This window comes from Kitasatospora sp. NPDC101108, from assembly GCF_055584725.1.
Window position 1 is genome coordinate 94292 of sequence record NZ_JBVJLM010000021.1, and the last position, 26797, is coordinate 121088.

At 73.3% G+C, this 26797-nt stretch carries 23 protein-coding genes; 9 read left to right on the plus strand and 14 right to left on the minus strand.

What is annotated here, in order from left to right; genetic code table 11:
• Positions 1 to 173 precede the first annotated feature (173 nt).
• A complete protein-coding gene (locus ACZ6Z8_RS32100) occupies positions 174 to 1352 on the plus strand; it encodes a trypsin-like serine peptidase (protein ID WP_465613547.1) in 1179 nt (392 codons plus the stop codon).
• A gap of 64 nt (positions 1353 to 1416) precedes the next feature.
• Complete coding sequence (locus ACZ6Z8_RS32105) at positions 1417 to 2580, plus strand: trypsin-like serine peptidase (protein ID WP_465613548.1); 1164 nt, start codon at positions 1417 to 1419, stop codon at positions 2578 to 2580.
• A gap of 42 nt (positions 2581 to 2622) precedes the next feature.
• On the opposite strand, the gene hflX is transcribed toward ACZ6Z8_RS32105, so the two are convergent.
• The 5 genes from hflX to miaA all read right to left on the minus strand — a co-directional run bounded on the left by hflX (position 2623) and on the right by miaA (position 9321).
• Entirely contained in the window at positions 2623 to 4125 is a 1503-nt protein-coding gene (gene hflX / locus ACZ6Z8_RS32110) for a GTPase HflX (protein ID WP_402827496.1), read from the minus strand.
• A complete protein-coding gene (locus tag ACZ6Z8_RS32115; protein ID WP_465613549.1) occupies positions 4122 to 6488 on the minus strand; it encodes a RelA/SpoT family protein in 2367 nt (788 codons plus the stop codon). The genes hflX and ACZ6Z8_RS32115 overlap by 4 nt, the downstream gene beginning before the upstream one ends.
• A 168-nt stretch (positions 6489 to 6656) precedes the next feature.
• The gene (dapF, locus tag ACZ6Z8_RS32120) at positions 6657 to 7583 is read right to left on the minus strand and encodes a diaminopimelate epimerase (protein ID WP_465613550.1); all 927 of its coding nucleotides are present in this window, start codon (positions 7581 to 7583) and stop codon (positions 6657 to 6659) included.
• Positions 7584 to 7643: 60 nt separating this feature from the next.
• A complete protein-coding gene (locus ACZ6Z8_RS32125; RefSeq protein WP_402827505.1) occupies positions 7644 to 8156 on the minus strand; it encodes a hypothetical protein in 513 nt (170 codons plus the stop codon).
• A gap of 229 nt (positions 8157 to 8385) precedes the next feature.
• Entirely contained in the window at positions 8386 to 9321 is a 936-nt protein-coding gene (gene miaA / locus ACZ6Z8_RS32130) for a tRNA (adenosine(37)-N6)-dimethylallyltransferase MiaA (protein WP_465613551.1), read from the minus strand.
• Positions 9322 to 9502: 181 nt separating this feature from the next.
• On the opposite strand from miaA, the gene ACZ6Z8_RS32135 reads away from it, so the two are divergent.
• A complete protein-coding gene (locus tag ACZ6Z8_RS32135; RefSeq protein ID WP_465613552.1) occupies positions 9503 to 9760 on the plus strand; it encodes an antitoxin in 258 nt (85 codons plus the stop codon).
• Positions 9761 to 9764: 4 nt separating this feature from the next.
• Here the strand turns inward: ACZ6Z8_RS32135 and ACZ6Z8_RS32140 are convergent, their stop codons facing one another.
• Entirely contained in the window at positions 9765 to 10463 is a 699-nt protein-coding gene (locus ACZ6Z8_RS32140) for a class III extradiol dioxygenase subunit B-like domain-containing protein (RefSeq protein ID WP_465613553.1), read from the minus strand.
• Between the two features lie 102 nt (positions 10464 to 10565).
• Positions 10566 to 12068, minus strand: a complete 1503-nt coding sequence (gene miaB, locus ACZ6Z8_RS32145; RefSeq protein ID WP_465613554.1) for a tRNA (N6-isopentenyl adenosine(37)-C2)-methylthiotransferase MiaB — start codon at positions 12066 to 12068, stop codon at positions 10566 to 10568.
• A gap of 139 nt (positions 12069 to 12207) precedes the next feature.
• Here miaB and ACZ6Z8_RS32150 point away from each other — a divergent pair, with 139 nt between their 5' ends.
• Complete coding sequence (locus ACZ6Z8_RS32150) at positions 12208 to 13227, plus strand: TAXI family TRAP transporter solute-binding subunit (RefSeq protein WP_465613555.1); 1020 nt, start codon at positions 12208 to 12210, stop codon at positions 13225 to 13227.
• 4 nt (positions 13228 to 13231) lie between these two features.
• On the opposite strand, the gene ACZ6Z8_RS32155 is transcribed toward ACZ6Z8_RS32150, so the two are convergent.
• Entirely contained in the window at positions 13232 to 14665 is a 1434-nt protein-coding gene (locus tag ACZ6Z8_RS32155; protein WP_465613556.1) for a sensor histidine kinase, read from the minus strand.
• Between the two features lie 6 nt (positions 14666 to 14671).
• Complete coding sequence (locus ACZ6Z8_RS32160) at positions 14672 to 15457, minus strand: response regulator transcription factor (RefSeq protein ID WP_465613557.1); 786 nt, start codon at positions 15455 to 15457, stop codon at positions 14672 to 14674.
• A gap of 391 nt (positions 15458 to 15848) precedes the next feature.
• Here ACZ6Z8_RS32160 and ACZ6Z8_RS32165 point away from each other — a divergent pair, with 391 nt between their 5' ends.
• From ACZ6Z8_RS32165 to ACZ6Z8_RS32185, 5 genes are all read left to right on the plus strand, one after another.
• Positions 15849 to 16622, plus strand: coding sequence for an amino acid ABC transporter ATP-binding protein (locus tag ACZ6Z8_RS32165; protein WP_402827526.1), 774 nt, complete (start codon positions 15849 to 15851; stop codon positions 16620 to 16622).
• Between the two features lie 119 nt (positions 16623 to 16741).
• Entirely contained in the window at positions 16742 to 17644 is a 903-nt protein-coding gene (locus ACZ6Z8_RS32170) for a glutamate ABC transporter substrate-binding protein (protein WP_465613558.1), read from the plus strand.
• A gap of 43 nt (positions 17645 to 17687) precedes the next feature.
• On the plus strand, positions 17688 to 18338 hold the full coding sequence (locus ACZ6Z8_RS32175; RefSeq protein ID WP_402827532.1) for an amino acid ABC transporter permease: 651 nt from the start codon (positions 17688 to 17690) through the stop codon (positions 18336 to 18338).
• A 150-nt stretch (positions 18339 to 18488) separates the two neighbouring features.
• Positions 18489 to 19343: an amino acid ABC transporter permease gene (locus tag ACZ6Z8_RS32180; RefSeq protein ID WP_465613559.1), complete on the plus strand. Its 855-nt coding sequence runs from the start codon at positions 18489 to 18491 to the stop codon at positions 19341 to 19343.
• A gap of 122 nt (positions 19344 to 19465) precedes the next feature.
• Positions 19466 to 21184: an FAD-dependent monooxygenase gene (locus ACZ6Z8_RS32185; protein WP_465613560.1), complete on the plus strand. Its 1719-nt coding sequence runs from the start codon at positions 19466 to 19468 to the stop codon at positions 21182 to 21184.
• Here ACZ6Z8_RS32185 and rny read toward each other — a convergent pair.
• The 5 genes from rny to ACZ6Z8_RS32210 all read right to left on the minus strand — a co-directional run bounded on the left by rny (position 21181) and on the right by ACZ6Z8_RS32210 (position 26518).
• Positions 21181 to 22647, minus strand: a complete 1467-nt coding sequence (gene rny, locus ACZ6Z8_RS32190; protein WP_465613561.1) for a ribonuclease Y — start codon at positions 22645 to 22647, stop codon at positions 21181 to 21183. The two genes, ACZ6Z8_RS32185 and rny, sit on opposite strands and share 4 nt — an antisense overlap.
• 158 nt (positions 22648 to 22805) lie before the next feature.
• Complete coding sequence (locus tag ACZ6Z8_RS32195) at positions 22806 to 23741, minus strand: regulatory protein RecX (protein ID WP_465613562.1); 936 nt, start codon at positions 23739 to 23741, stop codon at positions 22806 to 22808.
• A 4-nt stretch (positions 23742 to 23745) separates the two neighbouring features.
• A complete protein-coding gene (gene recA / locus ACZ6Z8_RS32200; RefSeq protein WP_396536686.1) occupies positions 23746 to 24861 on the minus strand; it encodes a recombinase RecA in 1116 nt (371 codons plus the stop codon).
• A 211-nt stretch (positions 24862 to 25072) separates the two neighbouring features.
• Entirely contained in the window at positions 25073 to 26287 is a 1215-nt protein-coding gene (locus ACZ6Z8_RS32205) for an AI-2E family transporter (RefSeq protein WP_465613563.1), read from the minus strand.
• 36 nt (positions 26288 to 26323) lie between these two features.
• Entirely contained in the window at positions 26324 to 26518 is a 195-nt protein-coding gene (locus tag ACZ6Z8_RS32210) for a DUF3046 domain-containing protein (RefSeq protein ID WP_030285284.1), read from the minus strand.
• Positions 26519 to 26797: the final 279 nt, after the last annotated feature.

A 26797-nucleotide genomic window follows, 5' to 3' on the forward strand; every position in this document is an offset into this window, starting at 1 on the left:
GGGCGTTGCAGCCCTGCTGTGCCAACGAGGGGAACGGCCACGCGTCACGGACCGGTGACCACCGGTCAGTTCCGGAACCCGGGGGGCGGCCGCCGCCGTCCTTGCCGTCGATGGAAGACTCCAGGGCGGCGAGCCTACCGAAGTCCGCACCGAGCACAGGGGGAAGCGCACAGATGCCATCGATCCACCGGTCGGCCCTGGCCGCCGCCCTGGTCACCGGAACACTGCTGGCCGCGAGCGCCTGCGGACCGGACGGCCCGGCGGGCGACGACCGGACCGCGGCGCCGCCGCCCGCCACGGACGCGAGCGCCTCGACGAGCCCGGGCGGCGGCGTCATCGGCGGGATCACCCTGCCGTCCGGCCTGCCGAGCAGTCTCCTGGAGGGCCTGCCGAAGAGCTGGGACGACCTGAAGAAGTGGAAGTTCGACGACTGGGACCAGTGGGCGTCCAAGCACGTCTTCAACAACCCGGTGGTGAAGGACTTCTGGAACCCGGACAAGATGGGCGACGCCAAGCCCGCCGACCCGGCCCCGCCGACCGCCAAGCCGGCCGCCGACAACGGCGTGACCGACCCGGAGCCGCCGGTGGTCAAGGCCGTCCAGGTGCCCCGCCCGTACCTCAAGCAGCCCTCCGGGAAGGTGTTCTTCTCCGCCCAGGGCGGCCGCGGCAACTGCTCGGCGACGGTGATCGCCGACCCGCAGCACCCGGGCAGGAGCAACCTGGTCTGGACCGCCGCCCACTGCGTCCACCAGGGCAAGGGCGGCGACTTCTACAAGGACCTGGTCTTCGTCCCCGCGTACAACAACTCCGGTGCCTCCAGCGGCGGCAGGAAGGCCCCGCTGTCCGAACTGGCCCCGCTCGGCACCTGGTGGACCGACCAGGTCGTCACCTCCCCGCAGTGGATGGTCGAGGGCGGCGCGACCGGTGACGCCGCCAACCAGTACGACTTCGCCGTGATGCGCGTGCACAACCAGAACGACACCGGCAAGTCCCTGGAGGAGACGGTCGGTTCGGCTGCCCCGGTGTGGTTCGACGCGCCCCGCGACCAGCTCAAGGTGTCGGCCGTCGGCTACCCGCTGGTCAAGCCGTTCGACGGCCAGGAGCTGTACAGGTGCGACGGGGGCAAGCCCACCCGGCTGTCCTTCGACGCCAAGCGCCCGTCCATGCTGACCGTCGGCTGCAACATGACCCAGGGCGCCAGCGGTGGCGGCTGGTTCGCCACCATGCCGGACGGCCGGACCGCGCTGGTCAGCAACACCTCGATCGGCACCCAGGAGCACACCTCGCTGAGCGGCCCGTACCTGGAGACGGTCGCCAAGCAGGCCCTGGACTGGATCTCCAGGAAGCAGTGACCGGCACCACCACGGGAGTCTCCTCAGCTTGCGCACCATCCGCACCACCAGCATTGACAGCACCATGAGCAACACCAGCACCACCAGCGGTACCAGCACCACGAGCGACACCGGCGCCGGGAACTCCAGGGCACGGCGGGCCGCCACGGCCGGCGCCGCGCTGCTCGCCGCCCTGACGCTCACCGCGGCCGCCTGCGGCCCGGACGGCCCCGCCACCCCGGTCGCCCCGCCCGCGGCGCTGCCCAGGGCCGCGCCGACCAGCCTGGGCGACCTGAGCGGCTGGAAGCTGGAGGACTGGGCCCGGTACGTCGCCGACAGCGGATTCAGCAACCAGGTGGCCCCCGGCTACTGGACGGCCGCCCGGACGGAGGCCGCCAGGGCCCGGCCCACCCCCGAGTACTCGCTGAGCGCCGCCTCCCCGGCCGCCGTTCAGCGCGACACCCCGCCGGCCGCCGTCCAGGCCCGTCCGCAGCCGCACCCGTACGGCCCGGACGCCGCCCTGGTCGGCAAGCTGCTGATGACCACCTCGCAGGGCGACGCGGTCTGCTCCGGCACGGTGGTCTCCGACCCGCTCAACCCGGGCCGCAGTGACCTGGTCTACACCGCCGCCCACTGCCTGCACGACGGCAAGGGCGGCGGCTGGGTCAAGAACCTGGTCTTCGTGCCCGCCTTCAACCGGGACGGCCGGGCGGCCCGCGGCAAGCCGTACGACGACCGGCAGGCCGCCCCGTACGGCCGCTGGACGGCGGTGCGCGCGCTGGTGTCGCCGACCTGGCTCCAGGAGGGCGGCGTCGGCGCCCACGACCAGTACGACTACGGGATCGTCCGGGTGCGCGGGGAGTCCGACTCCGGCCGTTCCCTGGAGGAGACCGTCGGCGGCTCCGTCCCGGTCTGGTTCGACGCCCCCCGTGAGCGGATCACCTCGGCCACCGTCTTCGGTTACCCGGTCGAGCGGCCCTTCGACGGCACCGAGCTGCAGCGCTGCGACTCCGCCGCCGCGCCGGGCCGGCTGTCCTTCGACCCGGCCCGCCCGCCGATGTACGTGATCGGCTGCACCATGACCGGCGGCGCGGGCGGCGGCGGCTGGTTCATCACCAGGGACGGCAAGCCCAACCTGGTCAGCGTCAGCTCGATCGGCAACCGCAACCCGGCCGGCTACCTGGCCGGGCCGTCCCTCCAGGAGCAGGCGAAGCAGGCCTTCGACTACTTCGCCAAGAACGTGAAGTAGCCCCCGGACGAAAGTCGTCCGGGGGCTGCTCCAGCGGGCCGGTCAGCCCTGCAGGGCGACCGTGAAGTGCTCCAGCTCGGCGGCCAGCTCGGCCGGCACCTTGGCGTGCAGCAGCGTGCCCTCGCCGGTGTGCTCGGTGGCGAGCAGCTCGCCCTCCTTGTGCACCCGGGAGACCAGCGCGCCCTGGGTGTAGGGCACCAGGGCCCGCACCTCGACGGCCGGACGCGGCAGCTCGTCGTCGATGAGCTTCAGCAGCTCCTCGATCCCCGCCCCGCTGCGGGCCGACACCACGATGGCGTGCGGCTCGCGGCGCAGCAGGCGCTGCAGCACGTGCGGGTCGGCGGCGTCCGCCTTGTTGATCACCACGATCTCGGGGACGTTCTGCGCGTCGACCGAGACGATGACCTCGCGGACGGCGGCCAGCTGCGTCTCCGGCTCGGGGTGCGAGCCGTCCACCACGTGCAGGATGAGGTCCGCGTCGGCGACCTCCTCCATGGTCGAGCGGAAGGCCTCGACGAGGTGGTGCGGCAGGTGCCGGACGAAGCCGACGGTGTCGGCCAGGGTGTACAGCCGCCCGCTCGGGGTCTGGGCCCGGCGCACGGTCGGGTCCAGGGTGGCGAACAGCGCGTTCTCCACCAGCACGCCCGCGCCGGTGAGCCGGTTGAGCAGGGAGGACTTGCCGGCGTTGGTGTACCCGGCGATGGCCACGGACGGCACCTGGTGGCGCTTGCGCTCCTGGCGCTTGGTGTCGCGGCCCTTCTTCATGTCGGCGATCTCCTTGCGGAGCTTCGCCATCTTCTCGCGGATCCGGCGCCGGTCGGTCTCGATCTTGGTCTCACCGGGACCACGGGTGGCCATGCCGCCGCCCGAGGAGCCGGAGCCACCGCCACCCATCTGCCGGGACAGCGACTGACCCCAGCCGCGCAGGCGCGGCAGCATGTACTGCATCTGCGCCAGCGAGACCTGCGCCTTGCCCTCCCGGGACTTGGCGTGCTGGGCGAAGATGTCCAGGATCAGGGCCGTCCGGTCGACGACCTTGACCTTGACCACGTCCTCCAGGTGGATCAGCTGGCCGGGGGTGAGCTCACCGTCGCAGACCACGGTGTCGGCGCCGCTGGAGGCGACGATGTCGCGCAGCTCCTGCGCCTTGCCGGAGCCGATGTAGGTGGCCGCGTCGGGCTTGTCGCGGCGCTGGATGACGCCGTCCAGGACCTCGGAGCCGGCCGTCTCGGCGAGGGCGGCGAGCTCGGCCATCGAGTTCTCCGCCTCCTCCAGGGTGCCGTCGGTCCAGACGCCGACGAGCACCACGCGCTCCAGACGGAGCTGGCGGTACTCGACCTCGGTGACGTCTTCGAGTTCGGTGGAGAGGCCGGCGACCCGGCGCAGGGCTGCGCGCTCGCTGCGGTCGTACTGGTCGCCGTCGTAGTTGTGGCCGAGGTCCTCGTCGATGGCCGCGAGGTCCTCGTCCATGAGGGCTTCCGCCCGCAGACCGTCGAGGCGGCGCGGGGCGTCGGCGTGGTCGCGGGTGTCGAACGTGGAGGTCATTCTGTCCTTTGGTCGCTGGAATGCTGCGGCGGAGGCCCTTGGGTCCCGCCAGAGCCCCTGTGCTCTGGGAACGCCGTGGACCGACCGTGAATTCCCCATGATGGTCCCACGCCCGGCGGGGGCGGGTCACCCCCATTTCCACCGGAGTGCCGGGCCTGCGTCCCCTCGGGGGCGTGCGGACGGCTCACGTCGTACACCCCGGAGACCCTGAGCATCGCCCGCATCAGGGCTGGCAGGGCACCCGGCTCGGGCAGCTCGACGGTGTAGGTGTGCCGGACCCGCAGTTCCTGCGGCGGCTCGACCTCGGCGGAGACGATGCCCACGCCCTCGGCGGAGATCGCCGCGGTGAGGTCGGCGAGCAGCCGGGGCCGGTTCAGCGCCTCGGCCCGCAGGGTGGCCCGCAGCAGGGTCGGCCGGTGGCCGGCCGCGGGGGCGTCCTCCGGCTGCCAGCGGACCTCCAGCTCGGCGCGCCCGTCCGCGCGCAGCCGCTGCCCGGCGGGGCAGCCGGTGCGGTGCACGGCGACCGCGCCGCCGCGGATCGGGTAGCCGGCCACCTCGTCCGGGGGGACGGGCGTGCAGCAGCGGGCCAGCCGCACCGTCGCCCCGGGCCGGTCGGCCACCGCGACCGGGGCGGACCGCCGCTCGCCCGCCGGGTGCGCGGGCGGGGCGGGCTGGCCGCCGGCCGGTCCGGTGCGCACCACCGGCAGCCGGGCCGGGTGGTCGGCGAGCCAGCGCTCGATGGCCAGCCGGGCGGCGGGGGTGCGGGCGTGCGCCAGCCACTCCGGGGAGGGCCCCGAGGGTTCGGCGCCGCGCTGGCCGCTCCCGGCCGGCGGGCCCTCGGTGAGCACCGCGAGCACGTCCCCGTCCTGGAGCACGGTGGACAGCGCGGTCAGCCGGCCGTTGACCCGGGCGCCGATACATCGGTGGCCGGTCTCCTCGCCGAGCAGGTAGGCGGCGTCCACGCAGCTGGCCCCGGCCCTGAGCTGAAGCGTTTCACCGCTCTCCGTCACCACGGTGATCTCGCGGTCGCCGGCCAGGTCGGCGGTGAGCGCGGACCAGAAGGCGTCCGGGTCGGGGGTCTCCTGCTGCCACTCCAGCAGCCGGCTCAGCCAGCCCGGCCGGGCCGGGTCGGTGCGGTCCAGCTCGTCGGCGTCCTGGGCGGCGCCGGCCCGGGACGGGTCGCCGAGCGCGACCACCCCGGTCTCGGCCACCTCGTGCATCCGCCGGGTCCTGACCAGCACCTCCACCACCGCGCCGTCCAGCGCCACGGCGGTGTGCAGCGACTGGTAGAGGTTGAACTTGGGGGCGGCGACGAAGTCCTTGAACTCCCCCGGCAGCGGCGTCCAGCAGGTGTGCAGCTCACCGAGCACGGCGTAGCAGTCGGCGTTCTCCTCGACCACCACCAGCAGCCGCCCGAAGTCGGCCGGCTGCGGCCGCTGCGGCTGCCCGTCCGGGCCGGGCGCGGCGGCCCGCTTGACCAGCACCCGGTGCAGCGAGACGCAGTGCCGGGGCCGTACCGTCACCTCGGCGGCGATCCCGGCCTCGGCCAGCTGGCGGGCCAGCCGGCGGGCGAAGGGCTCCAGCAGGGCGTCCGGCTCGGCCTCGTGAGCGGCCATCAGGGCGCGGGTGCGGGCGTGCTCCTCGGGGTGCAGGGTGGCGAAGACGATGTCCTCCAGCTCCGCCTTGAGCACCTGGATGCCGAGCCGCTCGGCCAGCGGGATCAGCACGTCCCGGGTGACCTTGGCGATCCGCACCTGGCTGGCCGGCTTCATGTGCCGGATGGTGCGCATGTTGTGCAGCCGGTCGGCGAGCTTGATCACCATCACCCGGACGTCGTCCCCGGTGGCGACCAGCATCTTGCGGAAGGTCTCGGCCTCGGCGGCGGCGCCGAAGTCGACCTTCTCCAGCTTCGTCACCCCGTCGACCAGGTAGGCGACTTCCGGGCCGAACCCGGCGCTCACCTGGTCCAGCGTCAACTCGGTGTCCTCGACCGTGTCGTGCAGCAGCGAGGCGACCAAGGTGGTCGTCCCGGCGCCGAGTTGGGCCAGGATCATGGTGACGGCCAGCGGGTGGGTGATGTACGGCTCGCCGCTCTTGCGCTTCTGGCCGCGGTGGCTGGCCTCGGCCAGCCGGTACGCCCGGGCCAGCAGGGCGAGGTCCGCCTGCGGATGGTGCTGCCGGTGCACCCGGACCAGCGGTTCCAGGGCGTCCGGCACGGGCGGGCGCCCGGTCGCCAGTAAGGCGGCCCGCCCGGCCCGGCCGAGGGCGGCCCGGCCGAGCTCCCCGAGGGGCCTCCTGGCCCCGCCCTGCCGTGCGCTCGTCGGCTGCCCCGCGAGAGGGGGCTGCCCGGCTTCGATGGTCATCGGCACCTCCGGCAACGTCGCCGGGCGCTGCCCCTCCCCGTGGGGTGATCGACCCGGTGGTCCATGCTACCGAGCAGAGCACGTTCCGCGACGCGGTGATTCCCGTCCGCGAGCGGTATCACCCGATCGGGGGGATTCGTCACCGCGCGAACTGGGCAAACCGGGCCGTCAGGCCTGGGTCAGGGCCGCCCACCAGCGCTCGTCGAGCCGCCCCTCGGCCACGATCACCGCCGGTCCGGTCATCTCCACCCGGCCGTCCGGGTGCTCGGTGATGACCAGTCGGCCGCCCAGCACGTCCACGGTGTACGAGACCGCCTCGCCGGTGACCGCCGGGTCCACGCCGTCCCGGCGGATGGCCGCCACCGCGACGGCGCAGGCGCCGGTGCCGCAGGAGCGGGTCTCGCCCGAGCCGCGCTCGTGCACCCGCATCGCGACGTGCCGCGGGCCGCGGTCCACCACGAACTCGACGTTGACGCCCTCCGGGTACGCCCCCTCGGGGCTGGTGAGCGGCGCGGTGTGCAGGTCCCCGGCGTGGTCCAGGCTCTCCACGAAGGCCACCGCGTGCGGATTGCCCATGTTGACGTTCAGCGCGGGCCAGCGCCGCTCGCCGACCGCGACCTCGATGCCGTCCGGGCCGGGCAGCCGGGCGCGGCCCATGTCGATGGTGACCTCACCGGGAGTGCCGTCCCCGGCGTCCTCGGCGACCTTCGCGGTGAGCACCCCGGAGCGGGTGGCGATCGCCAGCTCACCCGGCTTCGCCAGGCCCGTCCCGACCAGGAAGCGGGCGAAGACCCGCAGGCCGTTGCCGCACATCTCGGCGATGCTGCCGTCGGAGTTGCGGTAGTCCATGAACCACTCGGCCCGGTCGGCCTGGTCCGCGGCGGCCGGGTCGGCGGCCGCGCGCACCACGCGCAGCAGCCCGTCGCCGCCGATGCCGGCCCGCCGGTCGCACAGCGCGGCGACGGCCTCCGGGCCGATGTCCAGCACGCCGTCCGGGTCCGGCACGATCACGAAGTCGTTCTGGGTGCCGTGGCCCTTGAAGAAGGGGAGGCCGGCCCGCTGGGAGGAGGTCTGCTGGGGAGAGGATGCGCTCACCCCTCCGATGGTACTGATGCCCGCCCGCCCGCCACCGGGCGGGAAGCGGCCCCGCCCGGCTCAGCGCAGGTAGGCGACCCGCCAGACCGCGAGCGCGCAGGCGGCCAGCGCGATCAGGGTGTAGACCACGATGGCCTTCCAGCCGGCCCGCTGCCCGGAGCCCCGGCGCGGCAGCCCCGGCCACTTGTAGCCGGCGTGCCGGGCGGCCATCGCACCCCAGCCGAACGAGGCGGCGGTGAACAGCAGCCCGAGCATCCCGATCATGGTGGCCCGCGCCCCGGCGGAGCCGAAGGCGAGCGGGAAGGCGAACATCAGCGAGCCGAGGGTGCCGAGCAGCGCGATCGGCAGGGTCTGCCACCAGCGGAGCCGGCGCAGCGGCCGGATCTCCCGCTCGTGCACGGCGGCGTCCGGCGGGGTGCGGGTGTCCAGCGCGGGCACCGCGGAGGCGTAGGAGGTCGGCGCCTCCAGGCCGGTCAGCACGGGGAGGTCGCCCATCGTCGACTCGTCGAACTCCTCGGCCGGTGCGGTGACGCTCCCGCTCTGGCCGGGTTCGGGGCCGGTACCCGTCGACACACGGCCTCCCCTGACAGTTCGACACGAGCGGACTCGCGGCCGGGCACGGTCGACCCGCGCGGGCCGACCCTTATGGCATCGATGATGGCATGTCCAGAGGGGACGTTCGGGGCCTGACCGGGGTCCTCGGGTGATCCGTGGCCATCACGTGATCGGGCCGTGACCCCCGGTGCGCTCTGCACGGTCACCTGCGCGCGCAGGTGCACCGCCGAATTGGCCGGAACCCGTCCTACGCGGCCGGAACTCCCTGACGTCCGATCAGTTCGAGGGAGCGGTCCAGCAACTCGACCGGGTCGGTGCCGGCCGGCCGGGAGAGCCAGTGGATGCGGTCGTCCCGGCGGAACCAGGATTCCTGACGGCGGGCGAAGCGCTTGGTGGCGCGGACGGTCTCGGCCCGCGCCTCGTCCTCGGTGCACTCGCCGGCGAAGTGGTCGAGCACCTGCTGGTAGCCGAGCGCCCGGGAGGCGGTCCGGCCCTCCCGCAGCCCGGCCTTCTCCAGCTCCCGCACCTCGTCCAGCAGCCCGGCCTCCCACATCCGGTCCACCCGCAGGGTGATCCGCTCGTCCAGCTCGGGGCGCGGGACGGCGACGCCGATCTGCACCGCCTCGTACACCGCGGTGTTGCTCGGCAGGTTGGCGGTGAACGGCCGCCCGGTGATCTCGATGACCTCCAGGGCGCGGACGATCCGCCGGCCGTTGCCGGTCAGGATCGCCTCGGCGGCCGCCGGGTCCAGCTCGGCCAGCCGCCGGTGCAGCGCGTACGGGCCGGCCTGCTCCAGTTCGGCCTCCAGCCGGGCGCGCACCCCGGGGTCGGTGCCGGGGAACTCCATCTCGTCGATCGCGGCCCGGACGTACAGCCCGGAGCCGCCGACCAGGACGGGGGTGCGCCCGGCGGCGAGCAGCCGGTCGATCTCGGCCCGGGCCAGCCGCTGGTACTCGGCGACGCTGGCGGCCTCGGTGACGTCCCAGACGTCCAGCAGGTGGTGCGGCACGCCCCCGCGCTCGTCCATGGTCAGCTTGGCGGTACCGATGTCCATGCCCCGGTACAGCTGCATCGAGTCGGTGTTGATCACCTCGCCGCCGAGGCTGCGGGCGATGGCGACGGCCAGGTCGGACTTTCCGGCGGCGGTCGCGCCGACGATGCTGATCACACGGGAGCTGCTCACCGCTCCAGTCTCGCAAACCGCCGCGGCGGCCGGGACCGGGCTGCCGCCCGCCCCCGACTGCGCGAGGATATGACTGTTCCCCGGACCGCCTCCGGCCGTCTCCGCGGTCGACCGCCGCTTTTGCGAACGCTTTACCCGTCGGGTGCGTTGTGCAGGGGGAAAGGGAACGAAGGAGATCGCCATGGGTCTGATGGACAACCTCAAGGGCAAGGCCGAGGAGCTCAAGGAGAAGGCCAGCGAGCTCGCGGGCAAGCACAGCGACCAGATCGACCAGTTCGTGGACAAGGCCGGCGACGCGATCGACAAGGCCACCAAGGGCAAGTACAGCGAAAAGATCGAGCACGGCACCGGCAAGGCCAAGGACGCGGTCGGCGACTTCGCCCACAAGCCGAGGCCGGGCGGCGAGGAGGGTCAGACCCCCCGGCCCCCGCAGCCGTAGCCGATCAGGACCAGGACGCCACGAAGTACCCGACGCCGTACGGGGCGTCCTGGTACCCCAGCCGCGCGGTGAGGCCGGCGCCCTCGGCGGCGCCGGCCAGCACCTGCCAGGGCGCCCGGCCCTCCGCCTTGAGTTCGGCGGCCAGCGCCGGGTCGACGGCGGCGAGGGCCGGCAGGTCGGCGGAGCCCAGGGCGGCGGCCAGCGCGGCGTCGAAGCCCTCGGCCCGCTCGTCCAGGTAACCGGGCGCCTTCAGCGAGCGGCAGGCGCTGCCGTCGCCGAGGACCAGCAGGGCGACCCGGTCGGCGAGGCCGGCCAGGCCCTGGCCGAGGCCGAGCATCCGGTCCGCGGGGGCGTCGGCGGGCACCGCGCAGGCGTGCGTCGGCAGGGTCACCCCGGCGCGCTCCAGCAGCCAGGCGCCGACGGTCAGCGAGGGCGCCAGCTCCGGCCCCTCGACCCGCGCCCCGGGCAGCTTGGCGACCAGCGGCACCCCGTAGCGGTGGAAGGACCCGGCCCCGCCCTCGGTCCACACCTCGGCCTCCGGCCCGGCGCCCACCACCACGACCAGCTGCGGCTCGGCGGCGACCAGCGCCGCCAGCGCCTCGTCGCAGGCGGCGCGCAGCGCGTCCAGCTCGGGCGCGGCCCCGGCGGCGACCTCGGGGACGAGCAGCGGCGGACAGGGGCACACGGCGGCGGCTACCAGCATGCTGATCACTCTAGGCCCTCCGCCCGCGACCCGGGCCCGGGGACGACGGCGGCCCGGCGGGAGCGCAGGTGCTCCCACCGGGCCGCCGTCAGGACGCGGGCGTCAGTCGCCGCAGCAGGCGCCGCCCGCCGGGGCGGCCAGCGGCAGCTCGGCCGGGGCGCCGATCTTCGGCAGGCCGAGCATCACGCCGGCCGGCTTGTCGGCGGGCTTGGCCTGGCGCTTCTCCCAGGCGTCGCCGGCCCGGGTGCGGCGCACGGCCAGGGCCGGGCCCTCGGCCAGCAGGTGGTGCGGAGCGGCGTAGGTGATCTCGACGGTCACCATGTCGCCGGGGCGCACCGGCTCCTCGGGCTTCGTGAAGTGCACCAGCCGGTTGTCGGGCGCGCGCCCGGACAGCCGCTGGGTCCGGTCGTCCTTCTTGCCCTCGCCCTCGGCGACCAGGACCTCCAGGGTGCGGCCGACCTGCTTCTTGTTCTCGTCCCAGGAGATCTCCTCCTGGAGCGCGATCAGCCGGTCGTAGCGGGCCTGGACGACCTCCTTCGGCACCTGGTCCGCCATCTCCGCGGCGGGGGTGCCGGGGCGCTTGGAGTACTGGAAGGTGAAGGCGTTGGTGAAGCGGGCCTCGCGGACGACGTGCATCGTCTCCTCGAAGTCCTCCTCGGTCTCGCCGGGGAAGCCCACGATGATGTCGGTGGAGATCGCCGCGTCCGGCATCGCCTCGCGGACCTTGCGGATGATCCCGAGGAAGCGATCCTGCCGGTAGGAGCGGCGCATCGCCTTGAGGACGCGGTCCGAGCCGGACTGCAGCGGCATGTGCAGCTGGTGCATCACGCTCGGGGTCTCGGCCATCGCGGCGATCACGTCGTCGGTGAAGTCGCGCGGGTGCGGCGAGGTGAAGCGGATCCGCTCCAGGCCCTCGATCCCGCCGGCCGCGCGCAGCAGCTTGGAGAAGGCCTCGCGGTCGCCCAGGTCGGAGCCGTAGGCGTTGACGTTCTGGCCGAGCAGGGTCACCTCGATGACGCCCTCGTCCACCAGCGCCTCGATCTCGGCGAGGACGTCGCCGGGGCGGCGGTCCTCCTCCTTGCCGCGCAGCGCGGGGACGATGCAGAAGGTGCAGGTGTTGTTGCAGCCGACCGAGATGGCGACCCAGGCCGCGTACGCGGACTCGCGGCGGGTGGGCAGCGTGGAGGGGAAGGTCTCCAGCGACTCCAGGATCTCGACCTGGGCCCTGCGCTCGACGGCGGCCCGCTCCAGCAGCGCCGGCAGGTGGCCGATGTTGTGGGTGCCGAACACCACGTCGACCCAGGGGGCGCGCTTGACGATGGTCTCGCGGTCCTTCTGGGCCAGGCAGCCGCCGACGGCGATCTGCATGCCCTGGTGGCGGCTCTTGGCCGGCGCGAGCTGCCCGAGGTTGCCGTACAGCTTGTTGTCGGCGTTCTCGCGCACCGCACAGGTGTTGAACACGACCAGGTCCGGGTCGCCGTCCGGGCCGGCCTTGACGTACCCGGCGTCCTCCAGCAGGCCGGACAGCCGCTCGGAGTCGTGGACGTTCATCTGACAGCCGTGCGTGACGACCTTGTAGCTCTTCAATCCGCTCTCACCGCTCACCAGACCAGGGTACGGGCAGCCGCGAGCCGGTTTTTCCGGAGCTTCACCGCGGCGGTCCCGGGGCTTCGCCGGTCGGCTCCCGCAGCTTCGCCGGTCCGTTCCCCTCCCGTTCGGCCGGAGCGCCTGGCACTATCCCTGCATGACCCCCACCGAACCATCACGTCTCGGCGCCGCCGTCCGCCGCGCGGCCCGCAGCCCGTTGTGGCGGACGGTGCTGGTCCTGGTGCTGCTGGTGGCCGGCCTCGGCGGCTGGTGGCTGTCGGCGGGCCGCTCACCCGGGTACCCGCGCGGGGAGACCCGCTTCGCGACCGGCGTCCCGCGCGGGGTCTACGACCGGTACGGGCAGCTGCTGCGGGCCCACGTCTCGCAGACCATGCCGGGGGTGCGGCTGGCCCTGGACAGCACCGACGGCTCGGTGGAGAACCTGACCAGGGTGATCAACGGCCAGGACACCTTCGCCATCGCCACCGCCGACGCGGTCGCCACCTACCAGGGCCCCGGCAAGGAGCGGCTGCGGGCGATCGCCCGGCTGTACGACGACTACCTGCAGCTGATCGTCCCGGCCGACTCCCCGGTGCACCGCACCGCCGACCTCAAGGGCCTGCGGGTCGGCGTCGGGCTGCCGAAGTCCGGGGTGAACGTGGTGACCAGGCGGCTGCTGACCGCGGCCGGGCTGGACCCGGACCGCGACATCACCGCCGTCCCGGCGGGCGTCAGCGACGGCTCGGACGAGCTGCGCGAGGGCAAGCTGGACGCCTTCTTCTGGTCCGGCGGCCTGCCCACCAGCGCGCTCACCGACCTCTCCGAGCACTTCCGGATCCGGGTCGTCCCGCTGGCCGACCTGTCCGAGGCGCTGCACAAGGCGGAGGGCGACGGCGTCGACGCCTACCGGGCGGCCACCATGCCCAAGGGCACCTACCCGAACGCCGAGCCCAAGGACCCGGTCGCCACCATGGCCGTGCCCAACCTGCTGGTCACCCGGGACGACGTGGACCCGGGCCTGGTGGAGGGCATGACCCGGGCGGTGATAGACAGCCGGGACCAGATCGGCGCCCAGGTGCACGCCGCCCAGCTGGTCGACCTGCGCACCGCCGTCTACACCGACCCGCTCCCGCTGCACGAGGGCGCGGCGCGCTACTACCGGTCGGTGAAACCCTAGGGCCTCACGGTCGTTCGGGCCGCGGCACCGCCAGGGTCACCGCGAGCCCGGTCGGCTTGACCGGGGCGAAGCCGAGCGTGCCGCCGCTGGCCGCCAGCAGGGTGCGGGCGATGGACAGGCCCAGCCCGGAGCCGTCCACGTTCTGGTGCCGCGCGCTGCGCCAGAACCGGTCCCCGGCCCGGGACAGCTCGTCCTCGGTCAGCCCCGGCCCGGCGTCGCTGACGGTCACCGCGACCTCGTCCCGGCGCACCGCGACCCGCAGCCGCACCTCGCTGCCGGACGGGCCGAACTTGAGCGCGTTGTCCAGGACGGCGTCCAGCGCGGAGCCGAAGCCGATCGGGTCCACCATGCCGATCGCCAGCGCCGGGCCGTCCCAGCGCAGGTCGATCCCGCGTTGCTCGGCCACCGGCCGCCAGCCGTCCACCCGGGCGAGGGTCAGCTGGGCGAGATCGGTCTGCTCGGGTTCGGGGCGGGCGTGCTCGGCGGTGGCCAGCCCCAGCAGGTCGTCCAGCACCCGGGCCAGCCGGGAGCCCTCCTCCCGCACGCCGCCGAGCTCCTCCTCGTGCCCCTCGGGCAGTTCCAGGCCGAGCACCTCGACCCGCAGCAGCAGGGCCGAGAGCGGGTTGCGCAGCTGGTGCGAGGCGTCCGCGACGAAGGCCTTCTGCTGGTCCATGGCGTGCACCACGTGGTCCGCCATCTCGTTGAACGACCTTGCCAGCCGCTGGAGTTCGGGCGGTCCGCCGCCGGGTGCGACCCGCGCGGCCATCCGGCCGGTCGCTATGTCGTGGGTGGCCCGGTCCAGGGTGCGCACCGGGCGCAGCACCCACTCGGTGAGCCGCACGGCCAGCAGCACGGCGACGGCCATCGCGGCCGCCTCACCGCCGGCGAGCACCAGCCACTTGTGCAGCACCCGGGCCCGCAGCGCCCCAGCGGGGGACTCGCTCAGCACCACCGCGACCACGTCGCCGTCGCGCACCACCGGGGCGGCGACGGTGATCGTCCGCTCCTCGGACCACGGCCAGACCTGTGGCGGGTTGTGGCTGCGCCGCCCGTCCAGCGCCTCCTGGAAGGCCTGGGCGCCCCAGCCGACGGCGGGCACCCGCCAGTCGCGCGGGGCGACCGCGATCGGCGCGCCGTCGCGCTGGAAGATGCCCAGGCGCACGCCGTACAGGTCGAAGTAGCGCTGGACCTCGGCCTCGATCGCGTGCCGCCGGCTGAGGTCGCCGGGGGCGGGCTCGGGGTCGGCCTTGAGCGCGGAGTCCAGGGCGGCGGCCCCGGAGGTGGGCAGGTCCTGGGCGAAGCGGGCGGCGTCGTCGAGCCGGTCGACCACCACCCTGCTCTGCTCGGCCGCCGCGAACGCCGCCGCGAGCGGCAGCCCCAGGGCGGCCAGGACGCAGAGCATGAGGGCGATCAGGATGCCGAGCAGGCGGGTGCGCACGTGCGGTCAGTGCTCCGCGGGGGCGGACGGGGCCTGGGCGGCCGCGGGGGCGGACGGGGCCTGGTCGGCCGCGGTGGAGGTCGGGCCGTCGGGGATCAGCCGGTAGCCGACGCCGCGCACGGCCTCGACCAGGCCCGGCAGCGCGAGCTTGTTGCGCAGCGAGCCGATGTGCACCTCCAGGGTGCGGCCGTTTCCCTCCCAGCCGCTGCGCCAGACCTCGCTGAAGATCTGCTCGCGCCGGTAGACCACGCCGGGGCTCTGGGCGAGCAGCGCCAGCAGGTCGAACTCCTTGCGGGTGAGCGGCACGTCGCGGCCGTCCACGCTGACCCGGCGGCGCTCCCGGTCGATCCGGATGCCGCGGGACTCCAGCGGGCCGCGCTGCTGCGGTACGGCGTCGGGCGCGGGCGCCGCCACCGAGGACGGCTGGGCGCCGCGGCGGGCGACCGCGTGGATGCGGGCGAGCAGCTCGCCCATGTCGTACGGCTTGGTGACGTAGTCGTCGGCGCCCAGGTTGAGGCCGTGGATCCGGGAGCGGACGTCGGCGCGGGCCGTCACCATGATCACCGGGACGCCGCTGCCGGCCCGGATCCGGCTGCACACCTCGAAGCCGTCGCGGTCGGGCAGCCCGAGGTCGAGCAGCACGACGCGGTACGGCTCGTTGCCGTCCGGCACCAGGGCGTCCAGCGCCTCGTGCCCGCTGCGGGCGTGCCGCACCTGGAAGCCGTGCCGTCCGAGCACCGCGACCAGCGCCGCGGCCACGCGTTCGTCGTCCTCGACGAGCAGCAGTCGCATCCCGTTCTCCTCCCTCCCCCACGTGGTCGCCGGGCCGATTCGGTGGGGCCCGGTCCTGCGCAGTATGGGCCAGTGCGCGGCCCGGCGCCAGGTTCGACCGCGTACCGGGCCCGTGGGGGACGGCGAGCACCGGCACGGATCCCCGCTGTGACGTGCCCCGCGGGCCCACTCGCGAACAGTGCGTACGCACCGTGTGGCCGTTTCGTGATCCTCAAGTTCCGCTCAGATCGGCTGACGGGGCAGCGTCAGCGCTCCTAAGGTCACCCCACCGGGGGCTGCGGCTCCGCCGGTCGCGGCTCCCGGATTCGCACCACCTTTGCCGTCCAAGGGAGTTGGGACTTCCGGGTAGGCACGAAACGACCCAGTTCGACACAGTTAGGGAGCAGGCGCGATGACCGAGAGCCCGGTCGAGGACTCCACCCCCGCAGCCGCCCCGCTGGTCGTGCTGAGCAACGTCAACAAGCACTACGGCGCACTGCACGTGCTCCAGGACATCGACCTGGAGATCAGGCAGGGCGAGGTGGTCGTCCTGATCGGTCCGTCCGGATCCGGCAAGTCCACGCTCTGCCGGACGATCAACCGGCTGGAGACCATCGACTCCGGCACGATCACCCTCTCCGGCCGCCCGCTGCCCGCCGAGGGCCGGGAGCTGGCCAAGCTGCGTGCCGAGGTCGGCATGGTGTTCCAGGGCTTCAACCTGTTCGCGCACAAGACCGTGCTGGAGAACGTGGTCCTGGCCCAGGTCAAGGTCCGCAAGGTGATCCGCTCGCACGCCGAGAAGACCGCCCGCGAACTGCTCGACCGGGTCGGTGTCGGGGCGCAGGCGGACAAGTTCCCGGCCCAGCTCTCCGGCGGCCAGCAGCAGCGCGTGGCGATCGCCCGGGCGCTGGCGATGAAGCCGAAGGTGATGCTCTTCGACGAGCCGACCTCGGCGCTCGACCCGGAGATGGTCAACGAGGTGCTGGAGGTCATGCGCCAGCTGGCCGCCGACGGCATGACGATGGTCGTCGTCACCCACGAGATGGGCTTCGCCCGCTCCGCCGCGAACCGGGTGCTGTTCATGGCCGACGGGAAGATCGTCGAGCAGAACACCCCGGACGCGTTCTTCACCGCGCCGCGCTCCGACCGCGCCAAGGACTTCCTCTCGAAGATCCTGCACCACTGACGCTTCGAGACCACGCGGGGCCGCCTCCGGCAACGGCGCCGGACGGCCCTGCCCGTGTACGACTTCCAGACGCCAGAGCCCGGTCCGCACCGTGGCCCAGCCCCAGGAGTACAACCCCCATGAGGACTTCCCGCACCCTCGCCGTCGCGCTCTGTGCCGTCGCGCTCACCGCCACCGCCGCCTGTGGCAAGGACGGCACCCCCGCCTCCAACGCGGCGACCGCGAGCAACGCCCCGGCGCTGCCGACCTACACGGTCAAGACCGACGCCAAGGTCGACTCCCCGGTCATCGCCGAGGCCAAGAAGCGCGGCCAGCTGATCATCGGCGCCAAGGCCGACCAGCCGAACCTCGGCTGGGAGGACGTCGCCAGCGGTGACCGCAGCGGCTTCGACATCGAGATCGCCAAGATGGTCGCCGCCGACCTCGGCTTCACCCCGCAGCAGATCAAGTGGCAGACCCTGGTGTCCTCGCAGCGCGAGCCGGCCATCGCCAAGGGCCAGATCGACTTCTACGTCGGCACCTACAGCATCAACGACGAGCGCAAGAAGACGGTCTCCTTCGCCGGCCCGTACTACATCGCCGGCCAGGACTTCCTGGTGAAGAGCGACAACACCTCGATCACCGGCCCGGAGAGCATCAGCGGCAAGAACGTCTGCACCGCCACCGGCTCGACCTCGATCAAGAACATCCAGCCGTACAACCCGAAGGTCACCCAGTTCGACACCTACTCGGCCTGCGTCGAGAAGCTGATGTCGGGCGAGGTCGACGCGGTCACCACCGACGACGCGATCCTCAAGGGCTACGCCTCCAAGTACGCACCCAAGCTCAAGGTGGTCGGCAAGCCGTTCACCAAGGAGAACTACGGCGTCGGCCTGGGCAAGGACGACAAGGCGCTGCGCGACGCGATCAGCGACGCCCTCAAGGCCCACGAGGACAACGGCGACTGGAAGAAGGCCTACGACGCGACCCTGGGCGCGTCCGGCTCGGCCGCCCCGGCGATCCCGACCCTCGACCGCTACTGATCCACCCCCGCTTCCCGACCATCTGTGAGAGGAGGGCCGCCGGATGGGGTTCCTGTTCGAGCAGGACAACTTCGCGTTGTTCCGCGACGGCTTCCTGCAGACGATCGAGCTGAGCGCGCTCAGCGCCCTGCTCGCCCTGCTGCTGGGCACCCTGCTGGCGGCCTTCCGGGTCTCCCCGGTGCCGGTCCTGCGCGCCTTCGGCACCACCTGGGTGACGCTGTTCCGCAACACCCCGCTGACCCTGCTGTTCTTCGCCGTCACCTTCGGCCTGCCGCCGCTCGGGGTGCACTTCAGCCACCTCACCTTCGCGGTGCTGGCGCTCGGCGGCTACACCGCCTCGTTCGTCTGCGAGGTGATCCGCTCCGGCGTCAACACCGTGCCGCTCGGCCAGGCCGAGGCGGCCCGCAGCCTGGGCATGAACTTCTTCCAGACCCTCACCCTGGTGATCCTGCCGCAGGCCTCCCGGACGGTGCTGGGCCCGATGAGCAGCGTCTTCATCGCGCTGCCCAGGAACTCGGCGATCGCCGGCGCGTTCAGCGTCAGTGAGCTGTACAGCGCCCAGCAGACCTTCTCCGAGCGCGGCTACTCGATCTTCTCGATCTTCTTCTGGGTGGCCTGCGCCTACCTGCTGATCAGTGCGACGGTCGCCTCCTTCTTCCGCTTCCTGGAATCCCGACTGGCGGTGGTCCGATGAGCGAGCGCAGCGAGCACATGATCAAGAGGTGCGCGTGGGCGAATGCCCCTGCCGAGCGTAGCGAGGTGGGCGCATGAGCGAGCGCAGCGAGCACATGATCAAGAGGTGCGCGTGGGCGAATGCCCCTGCCGAGCGTAGCGAGGTGGGCGCATGAGCATGCTCCAGCGTCAGCGGCAGGGCTCGGCGAGCGTCCTCTACGACATCCCCGGCCCCCGGACCCGCGCCCGCTACCGGCTGTTCGGCGTCCTCTCCCTGCTCGGCATCGCGGGTCTCCTCTGGTACGCCGTCAGCGCGCTCGCCGACAACGGCCAGTTCGACGCCGACCTCTGGGACCCGTTCCAGTACAACTTCGTCCAGCAGATGATCGTGGACGGCCTGCTGGCCACCCTGAAGGCCTTCGGCCTGGCGGCCGCCTTCTCGCTCACCCTGGGCGCGCTGCTGGCCTCCGGCACGCTCTCCGACCACCGGCCGGTCCGCTGGGTCTGCACGGCGATCGTCCAGTTCTTCCGGGCGATGCCCCTGCTGATCCTCATCGTCGCGCTCTACTACGCGTTCTTCGCCAAGGACCCGATGTGGGCACTGGTCCTCGGCCTCACGCTCTACAACGGCTCGGTCCAGGCCGAGATCATCCGCAGCGGCGTCAACGCCGTGCCGCGCGGCCAGGGCGAGGCGGCGTACGCCCTCGGGATGCGCAAGACCCAGGTGATGTCCACCATCCTGGTGCCGCAGGCCGTCCGCTCGATGCTGCCGTCGATGATCGGCCAGCTGGTCGTCACCCTCAAGGACACCTCGCTCGGCTACATCATCACGTACAACGAGCTGCTGTTCATGGGCAAGAAGATCGCCAGCCAGCCGATGAACGCCGCGGGCTTCCCCTACATCCCCGTGGTGCTGGTGATCGCGCCGATCTACATCGCGCTGTGCCTGCTGCTGACCGCGCTCGCGCGGTGGATCGAAGCACGCGGCCGTCGCGGCGCGAACCGGCGCACTTCAGCTGCTGCTTGACGGACACGCAGGTGAACTGTTGCATTGCTGTTCGTGACACCTCCCGGGAGCATCCACGCGGCATATGCGGCAGCGGTAACTGACGCCGGCCCATGGGCCGGTTCGCGCCCGGAGGTCCCCGCATGGACCCGGTGATCGTGGTCGGGGCCGGACCGGTCGGTCTGGCCCTGGCCCTCGCGCTGGCCCGGCACGAGGTGCCGACCGTCGTCCTGGACGAGGGCTCCGGGCTCTGCCCCGAGGGCCCCCGCAGCGTCGTCCTCAGCGCCGACGCCACCGCCTTCCTGACCCGGATCGGCTACTCCCGGGCCGTCTCCGACTCTGCGTTGTGGGACTCCTTCGCCATCTGGCGCCGCCGCCAGGAGGTGCTGCGGATCGACCTCACCGACTCGCCCACCTTCCACCTCCCCCAGCACCGCCTCCAGCGCGGCCTGCGGGACGCCCTGACCGGCACCCCGCTGGTGCGGCTGGTCCCGCTGAACCGGGTCGTCGAGCTCGAACAGGACCGGGACGGCGTCAGCGTCCGCACCCACGGCACCCAGGACGGCTCCAGCACCTGGTGGCGCGGCAGCCACCTGGTCGGCTGCGACGGCGCCCGCTCCACCGTCCGCAAGCTGCTGAAGATCCGCTTCCCCGGCCGCCCCGCCGTCGACCGCAACGCCATCGCCACCGTCCGGGTCGACCTGCCCTTCGACGGCGCCCGGCTGCACCGCGAACCCCCGTGGCGCGGCGACCGCGAGGCCACCGCCCGCCCGCTGCCGGACGGCGTCTGGCGGTTCGACTGGCGGCTGCCCCCGGGCCGGCCCGCCCCCACCGAACCGGTCGACCCGCACGCCACCTGGCCCGGCATCGTCACCGGCGACACCCTGCTCACCCGGGTGACCTCCACCCTCACCGGCTGGTGCGGCGAACTCCCCCGCTACGAGCTGCTCGCCGCCGCCGACCACACCGCCCAGCAGCGCCTCGCCGCCCGCTTCCGCAGCGGCCGCTGCTTCCTGGCCGGCGACGCCGCCCACCTGCACGGCGCACTCGGCATGCAGAACCTCGCCGACGGGCTGCGCGACGCCGACAACCTCGCCTGGCGGCTCGCCCTCGCCTGGCACCTCCACTCCGGCGGCCCCCAGCCCGGCGGCTCCCTGCTGGACGGCTACGAGGCCGAGCGCCGCGGCGCGGTCGGCGCCCGCCTGCGCGCCGTCGACCAGTCCATGCCGCTGCTGCGCCCGCTGCGCGGCTGGCAGCAGACCCGGCGCTCGCTGCTGGTCGGCGGCTTCCGCAAGCACGCCCCGCTGCTCGCCGACGGCCAGCTGGGCACCGGCCGCTTCGGCGGCGCGCCCGCCTACCCGGCGGCGCCCTCCGGCGTCCCCGGCCGGGTGCCGGTGCAGCGCGGCGCGCGCGGCGTCACCTCGCTCAGCGAACTGCTGCCCGCCACCGCCCCCGGCGTGCTCGTCCCGGACCTTCCGGTGCTCGCCGACGACGGCACCCCGGACCACCTGCACGCCCGGCTCGGCGCCACCTTCCTGCTGCTGCTGGTCGCCCCCGGCACCGCGGTCTGGTCGGCCGAGCACTGGCTCGGCGCCGGGCTGATGCCCCGGCTGGCCGAGGTCGCCGCCGCACTGCCGGTGCCGGCCGAGGTGCTGGTCACCGAGGAGTACCCGGGCGCCGGGCCGCACACCGTGCTGCTGATCCGCCCGGACGGCCACCTGGTCGGCGTCACCCAGGGCGCCGCCGCCGAGGACCTCCTGGCCCTCGCCGACCGCGCCCGCGGCGGCCCGGCCCCGATCACCGCCCAGTCCGAACCGGAGCCCGCCCAGGAACCCGAGGAAGTGGACTCCGCCAGGTCCTAGCCGGCTACCGCCGTGGCCCGGCTCTCCCGGACCACCGTGACCCGGATCTGGCCCGGGAAGGTGAGCTCCGCCGAGACCTGCCGGGCCACCTCCCGGGCGATCAGCTCCGCCCCGAGGTCGTCCACCGCGTCCGGCCGCACCATCACCCGCACCTCGCGCCCGGCCTGCATCGCGTACACCTCGGCCACCCCGGCGTGCGAGCGCGCGATCTCCTCCAACCGGGCCAGCCGCCGCACGTACAGTTCCAGCGACTCCTTGCGCGCCCCCGGCCGCCCGCCTGAGCAGGCGTCGGCGGCCTGGGTCAGCACGGCCGTCACCGTACGGGGCTCCACCTCGCCGTGGTGCGCGGCGATCGCGTGCACCACCTCGGGGTCCTCGCCGAACCGCCGGGCGAGATCCGCGCCGACCGCCGCGTGGCTGCCCTCGGCCTCGTGGGTGAGCGCCTTGCCGATGTCGTGCAGCAGCGCCGCCCGGCGCACCGGCTCCGGGTCCACCCCCAGCTCGGCGGCCATCATCCCGGCCAGGTGCGCGGACTCCAGCAGGTGCCCTAGCACGTTCTGCCCGTAGGAGGCGCGGTAGCGCAGCGAGCCCAGGATGCGCACGAGTTCGGGGTGCATCCCGCCGACCCGGGCGTCCAGCAGCGCGTCCTCACCGGCCCGTACGCAGCGCTGCTCGACCTCCCGCCGGCTGCGCCCGTGGACGTGCTCGATCCGGCTCGGCTGGATCCGGCCGTCCTCGACCAGCTGTTCCAGGGTGAGCCGGGCGGCCTCCCGGCGGACCGGGTCGAAGCAGGAGAGCTGCACCGAGGCCGGGGTGTCGTCGATGATCAGGTTGACGCCGGTGACCGCCTCGAAGGCACGGATGTTGCGGCCCTCCCGGCCGATGATCCGGCCCTTCATGTCCTCACCGGGCAGCCGGAGGACGGTGACGGCGGTCTCCGCCGTCTGCTCCGAGGCCAGCCGCTGGATCGCGCCGGCGAGGATGTCCCGGGCCCGGCGCTCGCCCTCCTCCTTCGCCCCGCGCTCGATCTCCCGGACCGTGACGGCCGCCTCCCGTCGGGCCGACTCCGCGGCCTCACGCAGGAGTTGGGCGCGCGCCTGCTCGGCGGAGAGCCCGGCGGCGCGTTCCAGCGCCTCCGCCCGGCGGGCCGCCAGCATCTCGACCTCACCTCGCGAGCGCTCCAACTCGGCCGAACGTTCGGCGAGTTCGTCCTCCCGCCGGCGCAGCCGACGCAGCTCCTCGGCCAGGACCTCCTCGCGGCGGGCGAGTTCGGCCCGCTGTCGAGCGGTCTGCTCCTCGGCCTGCCGGCCGGCCCGCTCCGCCTCGGCCAGGGCCTGCCGCCGCGCGGCCCGCAGCCGCCCGATCACCACGGCCAGCACCGCGAGCACCAACAGGACGGCGACGCCCGCCCCGACGATCGGCACCAGGGCGCCACCCGTGCCGGTGCCCGCCGAGATCCTCATCCGCCCCACCCCCCGTCCCCGCGCGGGCTGTCCCTGTACGGGCCGTCGCAGCGCGGGGCGCGTCCGGAAGCGGCCCCGCAACTGGTGCGAGGCTAGGTGCAGGTCACGAAAGGGTCAAGACCAGCCCTGATTCAGACCAAGAACCTGCCGGACCTCCGCTACTCCCACTCGGCCGCGAACGGTTCGCCGGACGCCTCCACCTCCAGCGCGCCGCGCACCACCCGGAAGGCCAGCCCCTCGGAGTAGCCGCGCCGGGCCAGCATCCCGACCAGCCGCCGGGTGCGGACCTGCGGGTCCAGCCCCCGGGTGGACCGCAGCTTGCGCTCGACCAGCGCCCGGGCCGCGTCCGTCTCGTCGTCGTGGTCGAGCTGGGCGACGGCCTGCTCGACCAGGTCGGCGGCCACACCCTTGGTGCGCAGCTCCTGGGCCAGCGCCCGCCGGGACAGGCCCCGGACGGCGTGCCGGGACTCCACCCAGGCGGCGGCGAAGGCGGCGTCGTCGATCAGCCCGACCTCTTCCAGTCGGGTGAGCACCTCCTCGGCGACGTCCTCCGGGATCTCCCGCTTGCGCAGGGCGTCGGCGAGCTGCTTGCGGGACTTGGCCGCACCGGTGAGCAGCCGCAGGCAGATGTCCCGGGCGCGGCTCTCCGGATCGGCCTCCTCCTCGGCCCGCTTGCGGGAGCTACGGGCGGTGCGCTCCTCCTCGCCCGGCAGGCCCTCGGCGGAGCGCGCGCGCCGGCCCCGTCGGGCTCGGACGGGCGAGGCGGCCGCACCCCCGTGACCGGCCGCCTCGACCCCACCCGAATCCCGCCCGACCTCCGGCTCCCCGGCCAGCGCCGAGCGACGCCGGCGGCGGCCGCTGGGCAGCTCGGAGGCGGAGACCAGGCCGAGTGCCTCGACCGGCGTCACCTCCGGCTGCTCCCGGTCGAGAGCCGGTCCGGGCGCCGCGCCGCGCGCCACCCGGACCGGAGTCCGTTCGAGCCGCGGCCGCGGCTCGGGTTCGGGCTCCGCGACCGCGGCGAACCAGTCCGGCGGCCCGTAGTCGTCGTCCTCGGGGCCCGCCGGGCCGCCGCCCACCATGTCGTCCTGCGTCAACGGCTCAGGCCTTGGCAGCCGCCGTCTTCTTCGCCGCGGCCGTCTTGGCGGCGGTCGCGGTGATCGGCTTCGCGGCGCCGTCGGCCGCGGCGGCCTCCGGCGCGGCCTCGGCCGGCTCCTCGGTCTTCGGACCGATGCCGAGCTTGCCCTTGATCTTCCGCTCGATCTCGTCGGCGAGCTGCGGGTTGTCCCGCAGGAAGTTGCGGGCGTTCTCCTTGCCCTGGCCGAGCTGGTCGCCCTCGTAGGTGTACCAGGCGCCGGACTTGCGGATGAATCCGTGCTCCACACCCATGTCGATCAGGCCGCCCTCGCGGCTGATGCCGATGCCGTAGAGGATGTCGAACTCGGCCTGCTTGAACGGCGCGGCGACCTTGTTCTTGACGACCTTGACGCGGGTGCGGTTGCCGACCGCCTCGGTGCCGTCCTTCAGGGTCTCGATCCGGCGGATGTCCAGTCGGACCGAGGCGTAGAACTTCAGCGCCCGGCCACCGGTCGTGGTCTCCGGCGAGCCGAACATCACGCCGATCTTCTCGCGCAGCTGGTTGATGAAGATCGCGGTGGTGTTCGACTGGTTCAGCGCACCGGCGATCTTGCGCAGCGCCTGGCTCATCAGGCGGGCCTGCAGACCGACGTGCGAGTCGCCCATCTCACCCTCGATCTCGGCGCGCGGGACGAGGGCCGCGACCGAGTCGATGATCACCAGGTCGATCGCGCCGGAGCGGATCAGCATGTCGGTGATCTCCAGGGCCTGCTCACCGGTGTCCGGCTGGCTGACCAGCAGGGCGTCGGTGTCCACGCCGAGCTTCTTGGCGTACTCCGGGTCGAGCGCGTGCTCCGCGTCGACGAAGGCGACCGTGCCGCCGGCCCGCTGGGCGTTGGCGGCCAGGTGCAGGGTCAGGGTCGTCTTACCGGAGGACTCGGGGCCGTAGATCTCGATCACCCGGCCGCGCGGGATGCCGCCGACCCCGAGGGCGACGTCCAGGGCGGTCGACCCGGTGGAGATCACCTCGACCGGCTCGTTCGCCTTCTCACCGAGGCGCATCACCGAGCCCTTGCCGAACTGCCGCTCGATCTGGGCGAGCGCGGTCTCCAGGGCCTTCTCGCGGTCCGTACCTGCCATGGCTTTTTCCCTCGGGTTCTGTGCTGTGCGCTTCATCGTCATCGACGCTAGCGCGTCCCACTGACAAACGAGCCCCACCCGGCTCCGCCTGTGGAAAACTCCTCGCCGGAGAGTACAAAAGAACATCTGTTCGATTCAACCCTCGCAGCTCCGAACACGCCGCGGGGCGGGTCGACCGGGTCTCCCCCGGTCGCCCGCCCCGCACCGTCCGTCACTCCGCGTCGCCGCCGACCATCCGGCGCAGCCGTCTCGCCGCCTCCCGCCGCAGCTCCCGGCGGGCCCGCCGCTGCTCGCCCCGGTCGATCCGCGGATCGGTCGCCACCTCGTACCGCCGCACGTACGTCCCGACGAAGCCCTGCAGCGTCGCCGCCGCCGGGATCGCGATCAGCGCGCCCACCGCCCCCAGCAGCGCCGCCCCCGCGATCACCGCGCCGAAGGCCACCGCGGGATGCACGTCCACCGTCCTGGCGGTGATCCTCGGGTGCAGCACGTAGTTCTCGACCTGCTGGTAGACCACCGTGAAGACGAGCACCCACAACGCGTCCACCGGCTCCACGGTCAGGGCGACCAGCACCGGCAGCGCACCCGCCAGGTACGTCCCGATGGTCGGCACGAACTGCGACATGACGCCGACCCAGATCGCCAGCGCGGCCGAGTACGGCAGGTCGATCAGCGCGAACATCACCCAGTGCCCGGCCGCCGACACCACCGCCAGCACCGCCCGGGAGTACAGGTAGCCCCCCGTCTTGGCCAGCGCGATCTCCCAGGCCCGCAGCACCTCCGCCTGCTTGGCGGGCGGCAGCAGCGAACACACCGTCCGCCGGACCCGCGGCCCCTCGGCGGTGAAGTAGAAGGTGAACAGCCCCACCGTGAACGTCTGGAACAGCCCGCCGATCAGCGTCGACGAGACGCCCCAGACGTTGTCCGCGGCCTGCTGGGCGTATCCCTCGATCGTCCCCGAGTCCTTCAGCAGCCGCTTCTGCAACTCCCCCAGCGACAGTTCCTGGTGGAACGTCCGGTTGACCCAGCCGATCAGATTGTCGACCAGGTGCGGCATGTCCCCGGCGATCTTCGCGACCTGGTCCACCAACAGCGTGCCCAGCGCCGCGAGGAAGCCCACCACCGCCACCCCGACCGCCACGAACACCAGGAAGGTCCCCACCCCCCGGCGCACCCCCCGCGCCGCCATCCGGTCCACGGCCGGCTCCAGCGCCAACGAGAGGAAGAACGCCACCAGCAACATCACGAACAGGTCGATCAGCTGCCGGAAGGCCCAGTCCGCGAGCTGGAACAGCCCGACCAACACCAGGAACAACACCATCGCCCGGGGCACCCAGGGCGGCATCCCACCCCACAACACCCCACCACGCCCCGCCCGTTCCCCCTCGGCACCCGGCAGGCGCTCCCGCTCTCCACTCGTAGTCACCCGAACAGTCTGGCCCACCACCCCCACCCCGACCGCTCAGCGCAGCAGCGCCGAAACCCCCTGCGTCTCACACACCACCCGCCACACGTCCTTGGCCTCCCACCCCGCCTCCAGCGCCTGCCGCACCGTCCGCCCACCCAACTCACTCATCACATGATCAGACGCAAACGACTCCGCATACCCCTCCCCGAAGTGCGCGTACATCCGTCGCCAGAACTCGGTCAGCCTCATACCCTCCAGTATCTCCGGAGGCCCACCCAACCCCCCTCCCGCGCACACCCCTCCCCCCCCCGTGGGCGCGCGGGCAACGCCCCGCGCGCCCACACCCACCCCTCCCCCCACCGTGGGCGCGCGGGCAACGCCCCGCGCGCCCACACCCACCCCTCCCCGCCCACACCCACCCCACACCCAACCAAGGCGAGAGGGACGCGCTGCGGGAGGGGGCGGTGGAGGGGGTGGGTGCGGAAGGGGGCGTAACGGGTGATTTTCAGACTGCCAACGGCGACCAGC

Bases quoted from the DNA above. Each gene is read 5' to 3' on its own strand.
- hflX (WP_402827496.1), bottom strand. From the start codon at position 4,125: ATGACCTCCACGTTCGACACCCGCGACCACGCCGACGCCCCGCGCCGC.
- ACZ6Z8_RS32180 (WP_465613559.1), top strand. From the start codon at position 18,489: ATGAGCATGCTCCAGCGTCAGCGGCAGGGCTCGGCGAGCGTCCTCTAC.
- ACZ6Z8_RS32150 (WP_465613555.1), top strand. From the start codon at position 12,208: ATGACCCCCACCGAACCATCACGTCTCGGCGCCGCCGTCCGCCGCGCG.
- rny (WP_465613561.1), bottom strand. From the start codon at position 22,647: ATGAGGATCTCGGCGGGCACCGGCACGGGTGGCGCCCTGGTGCCGATC.
- ACZ6Z8_RS32185 (WP_465613560.1), top strand. From the start codon at position 19,466: ATGGACCCGGTGATCGTGGTCGGGGCCGGACCGGTCGGTCTGGCCCTG.
- ACZ6Z8_RS32160 (WP_465613557.1), bottom strand. From the start codon at position 15,457: ATGCGACTGCTGCTCGTCGAGGACGACGAACGCGTGGCCGCGGCGCTG.
- ACZ6Z8_RS32105 (WP_465613548.1), top strand. From the start codon at position 1,417: ATGAGCAACACCAGCACCACCAGCGGTACCAGCACCACGAGCGACACC.
- ACZ6Z8_RS32170 (WP_465613558.1), top strand. From the start codon at position 16,742: ATGAGGACTTCCCGCACCCTCGCCGTCGCGCTCTGTGCCGTCGCGCTC.
- ACZ6Z8_RS32100 (WP_465613547.1), top strand. From the start codon at position 174: ATGCCATCGATCCACCGGTCGGCCCTGGCCGCCGCCCTGGTCACCGGA.
- ACZ6Z8_RS32135 (WP_465613552.1), top strand. From the start codon at position 9,503: ATGGGTCTGATGGACAACCTCAAGGGCAAGGCCGAGGAGCTCAAGGAG.
- recA (WP_396536686.1), bottom strand. From the start codon at position 24,861: ATGGCAGGTACGGACCGCGAGAAGGCCCTGGAGACCGCGCTCGCCCAG.
- ACZ6Z8_RS32210 (WP_030285284.1), bottom strand. From the start codon at position 26,518: ATGAGGCTGACCGAGTTCTGGCGACGGATGTACGCGCACTTCGGGGAG.
- ACZ6Z8_RS32175 (WP_402827532.1), top strand. From the start codon at position 17,688: ATGGGGTTCCTGTTCGAGCAGGACAACTTCGCGTTGTTCCGCGACGGC.
- ACZ6Z8_RS32140 (WP_465613553.1), bottom strand. From the start codon at position 10,463: ATGCTGGTAGCCGCCGCCGTGTGCCCCTGTCCGCCGCTGCTCGTCCCC.
- ACZ6Z8_RS32115 (WP_465613549.1), bottom strand. From the start codon at position 6,488: ATGACCATCGAAGCCGGGCAGCCCCCTCTCGCGGGGCAGCCGACGAGC.
- ACZ6Z8_RS32165 (WP_402827526.1), top strand. From the start codon at position 15,849: ATGACCGAGAGCCCGGTCGAGGACTCCACCCCCGCAGCCGCCCCGCTG.